The 4,038-nt window shown below is 68.3% G+C and carries 4 protein-coding genes; 3 read left to right on the top strand and 1 reads right to left on the bottom strand.

Annotation, left to right across the window (positions count from 1 at the left end):
- Positions 1 to 194 precede the first annotated feature (194 nt).
- Genes thrS through NQ160_RS19915 form a run of 3 tightly spaced genes read left to right on the top strand, consistent with a single transcriptional unit; the run spans position 195 to position 3,400 of the window.
- A complete protein-coding gene (gene thrS, locus NQ160_RS19925) occupies positions 195 to 2,204 on the top strand; it encodes a threonine--tRNA ligase (RefSeq protein ID WP_257516845.1) in 2,010 nt (669 codons plus the stop codon).
- Positions 2,201 to 2,743 carry an HIT family protein gene (locus tag NQ160_RS19920; RefSeq protein ID WP_257516844.1) on the top strand — a complete coding sequence of 181 codons (543 nt, stop codon included), beginning with the start codon at positions 2,201 to 2,203 and terminating at the stop codon, positions 2,741 to 2,743. The genes thrS and NQ160_RS19920 overlap by 4 nt, the downstream gene beginning before the upstream one ends.
- A 48-nt stretch (positions 2,744 to 2,791) precedes the next feature.
- Positions 2,792 to 3,400, top strand: coding sequence for a hypothetical protein (locus tag NQ160_RS19915; protein WP_257516843.1), 609 nt, complete (start codon positions 2,792 to 2,794; stop codon positions 3,398 to 3,400).
- Positions 3,401 to 3,433: 33 nt separating this feature from the next.
- Here NQ160_RS19915 and pdxY read toward each other — a convergent pair.
- Positions 3,434 to 4,038 (bottom strand): pyridoxal kinase (pdxY, locus tag NQ160_RS19910; protein WP_257516842.1); only part of this gene is annotated, 605 nt, incomplete at its 5' end.

Raw genomic sequence — 4,038 nt, 5'->3', positions numbered from 1 at the left:
ACGGCGAGCTTCACGGCATCCATCATCGCGGTCCGCGCACCCCACTAGAATCGTGCCCATGGAACTGAGCCGGACGACCGCTGCGAACGTCGTCGCGGCCTCCGGCACGCGAACGCTTCAGGCCTGAGCGGGCAGGGCGCGCGCGCCCGAAGCTGAGCAGCCATTGTTCCGAGCCACCTTCTGGAGAAGTTCCTGTGACTGACGTCGTGATCCCCTCAGACGTGACCTACCCCGCCGACGGGTTCGCCCTGTTCCCCGACCGCAGCGTGATCGCGCTGCGCGTGAACGGCGAGCTCAAAGACCTCGCCACGACCGTCGGCGAGACCGACGAGGTCGAGCCCGTGACGATCGACAGCCCAGACGGCCTGTCGATCCTGCGCCACTCGACGGCGCACGTCCTCGCCCAGGCGGTGCAGCGCATCCGGCCGCAGGCGAACCTCGGCATCGGCCCGCCGATCGAGAACGGGTTCTACTACGACTTCGGCGTCGATGAGCCCTTCACTCCCGAGGACCTCAAGGCGATCAAGAAGGAGATGGAGCGCATCGTCCGCGAGGGCCAGCGCTTCGTGCGCCGCGTCGTCACCGACGAAGAGGCACGCGCAGAGCTCGTCGACGAGCCCTTCAAGCTCGAGCTGATCGACCTGAAGGGTGCATCGAAGGATGCCGCCGAGGGCGCATCGGTCGAGGTGGGCGCCGGTGAGCTCACCATCTACGACAACGTGAGCCGCGACGGCGAGACGGTGTGGAAGGACCTGTGCCGCGGGCCGCACGTGCCGGGCACGCGCATGGTCGGCAACGGCTGGGACCTCACCCGCATCGCCGGGGCCTACTGGCGCGGCAGCGAGAAGAACCCGCAGCTGCAGCGCATCTACGGCACCGCATGGCCCACCAAGGACGAGCTGCGCGCCTACCAGCAGCGTCTTGAAGAGGCCGCCAAGCGCGATCACCGCAAGCTCGGCAAGGAGCTGGACCTGTTCTCGTTCCCCGATGAGATCGGCTCCGGGCTGTCGGTGTGGCACCCCAAGGGCGGTGTGGTCCGTGGCGAGATGGAGCAGCACGCCCGTCGCCGCCACATCGAGGGCGGGTACACCTACGTGTACACCCCGCACATCTCCAAGGAAGACCTCTTCCTGCAGTCCAACCACCTCGTCACCTACCGCGAGGGCATGTTCCCGCCCATCCGCATGGACGAGGAGCGCGACGCCGAGGGTCACATCGTCAAGCAGGGTCAGGATTACTACCTGAAGCCCATGAACTGCCCGATGCACATCCTCATCTACAAGGAGCGTGCCCGCAGCTACCGCGACCTGCCCATGCGCCTCGCTGAGAACGGCACGGTGTACCGCAACGAGCTCTCTGGCGCCCTTCACGGTCTCACCCGCGTGCGCGGCTTCACGCAGGACGACTCGCACCTGTTCGTCACCCCCGACCAGCTCGAGGCGGAGACCACCCGGGTGCTGGAGTTCGTCCTCTCGATGCTGCGCGACTTCGGGCTCGAGGACTTCGAGCTCGAGCTGTCGATGCGCGACGACGAGAAGGAGAAGTGGATCGGCTCGGAGGAGTTCTGGGAATACTCCACCAACGCCCTCCGCAACGTCGCGCACTCCAGCGGCCTGAAGGTCACCGAGGTCCCCGGCGAGGCCGCGTTCTACGGACCCAAGATCGATCTGAAGACCCGCGACGCCATCGGCCGCACCTGGCAGCTGTCCACCGTGCAGGTCGACGTCAACCTGCCGGAGCGCTTCGACCTCGAATACACCGGTCCCGACGGCGAGAAGCACCGGCCGATCATGATCCACCGGGCGCTTTTCGGCTCGATCGAGCGGTTCTTCGCGATCCTGCTCGAGCACTACGCAGGCGCCTTCCCGGTGTGGCTCGCGCCCGTGCAGGTCGTCGCCATCCCCGTCGCCGAGCAGTACGGCGACTACCTGGACGGCATCGTCGACCAGCTGCGGATGCAGGGCGTGCGTGCCGAGGTCGACCACTCCGACGACCGCATGCAGAAGAAGATCCGCACCCACACCACGCAGAAGGTGCCGCTGCAGCTGATCGCAGGTGAGCAGGACCGCTCCGCGGGCACCGTGTCGTTCCGCTTCCGCGACGGCACGCAGACGAACGGGGTGCCCGTCGACGACGCCATCGCCCTGGTGCTGCGCGCCATCGCCGACCACACCCTCGTGGACACGGCAGAGGATCTGACGTGACCGACGAGGAACTCGTCGACGCGGCGACCCTCGCCGGCGTGCCCGACGAGTTCCAGCGGCTGTGGACGCCGCACCGCATGGCGTACATCCATGCGGGCGCCGAGGCGATGCGGGCGCAATGCCCGTTCTGCGCCGCCCCCGAGAAATCGGATGCCGACGGGCTGATCGTGCACCGCGGACGCACCGCCTACGTGCTGCTCAATCTCTTCCCGTACAACTCCGGCCACCTGCTGGTGTGCCCGTACCGCCACGTCGCGACCTATGACCAGGCGACGACCGAGGAGGTCGCCGAGATCGCCGAGCTCACGCAGACGGGCATGCGCGTACTGCGCGAGGTGGCGCGCTGCGACGGCTTCAACATCGGCATGAACCAGGGCGCGGTAGCCGGTGCCGGCGTGGACGAGCACCTGCACCAGCACATCGTGCCGCGGTGGGCGACAGACGCGAACTTCTTCCCGATCATCGCCAAGACCAAGGCCCTGCCGCAGCTCCTGGGAGAGGTGAGGGTAGCGGTCTCCACAGCCTGGCCGCAAGGGTGAACGCATCCCGGTAGCCTGGCGGGACGCCTTCGAGAGGAACCCCTTTCCATGATGTCCCCCCACCGCGCGCTCACCGCCACTGCTGCCGCCGCGCTCCTCGCCGTCTCGCTGACGGCGTGCTCCATCTACTCGACCGAAGGGGCGCAGCGCATCGACGTCCCCGAAGACAGCATCTCCACACCCGCACCGGAGGCCACCGACGAGGCCACGGCCGACGAGGCCACCGCGCCGCAGGACGATGCCGCCGTCGACATGGAAGCCGCGTTCGCGGAGCGCGATGCCTTCATCGAGGCCCAGCAGCAGCCGCTGGACGGCACTCCGCTCGTCGCGAAGACGCCGGAGCAGATGGAGCTCATCAGCCAGCAACGCGCGTACGTCGAGTCGCAGGGCGGCACGTGGGATGCCAATGCAGAGAGCATCACGCTCGCCCTCGCGCTGGACGCCTGCGAGACATCGATCCTCAACGGTCACGCCGTGGACGTCGAGGTGTTCCGCGCACACGTGAACAGCTCGCCCCTCATCTCCGCCGTTTCCGGTGGCGACCCGCAGGCCATCGAGGGCGCTCTGAGCATCATGGTGTTCGGCACCGGCTTCCTCTGCCCCGCCGACGCCCCGCAGTGGGAGTCGGCCTGGAGCGAGACCGGCGGCGTCTACTGACGAGGAGGGGCCGGCTGAGCCGGCCCCTCGCTCTCAGCGCACCTGCTGCACGTCGAACTGCAGCCGCGGGTGGGCGTAGAACTCCTGCGACTCCACGAGGGCGAGCTCCCGCTGGCCGGACTCGTGGGTCGTGCGCAGCAGGTCGAAGACACTCGACGTGGTGCTCGCCAGCGCCTCCGCGGCGCTGCCGGTGCGCCGGTAGTGCGCGGTGAACAGCGCCGCCGTCACATCGCCCGACCCGTTGGCCTTCATCGGCAGCAGCGGAGTCTGCACGATCCACGCGCCGGCGTCGTCGACCACGAGCATCTCGATGGTCCCGTCGGCACGGTCGGGGCGCTCGACGCTCGTGACGAGCACCGTTCGAGGCCCCATCGCCCGCGCGAGATCCGCCGACTCCAGCGTCTCCTCGATCGTCGCCGGCTCGGTGCCGGTGAGAAAGCCCAGCTCGAACTGGTTGGGCGTGATGATGTCCGCCGCCGGGACGACTTTCTCCCGCAGCAGCACGGGAATGGCCGGAGCGACGAAGCACCCGGACTTGGCGTTGCCCATCACGGGGTCGCACGCGTACACGGCATCCGGATTGGCCGCCTTCACCCGGGCAACGGCGTCGACGATGACATCGCCGATACCCTCGCTGC

The organism is Microbacterium sp. zg.Y909 (genome assembly GCF_024626565.1).
Note: the sequence above shows the minus strand (reverse complement) of the source record. Positions and strands in the feature narration are given on the sequence as shown.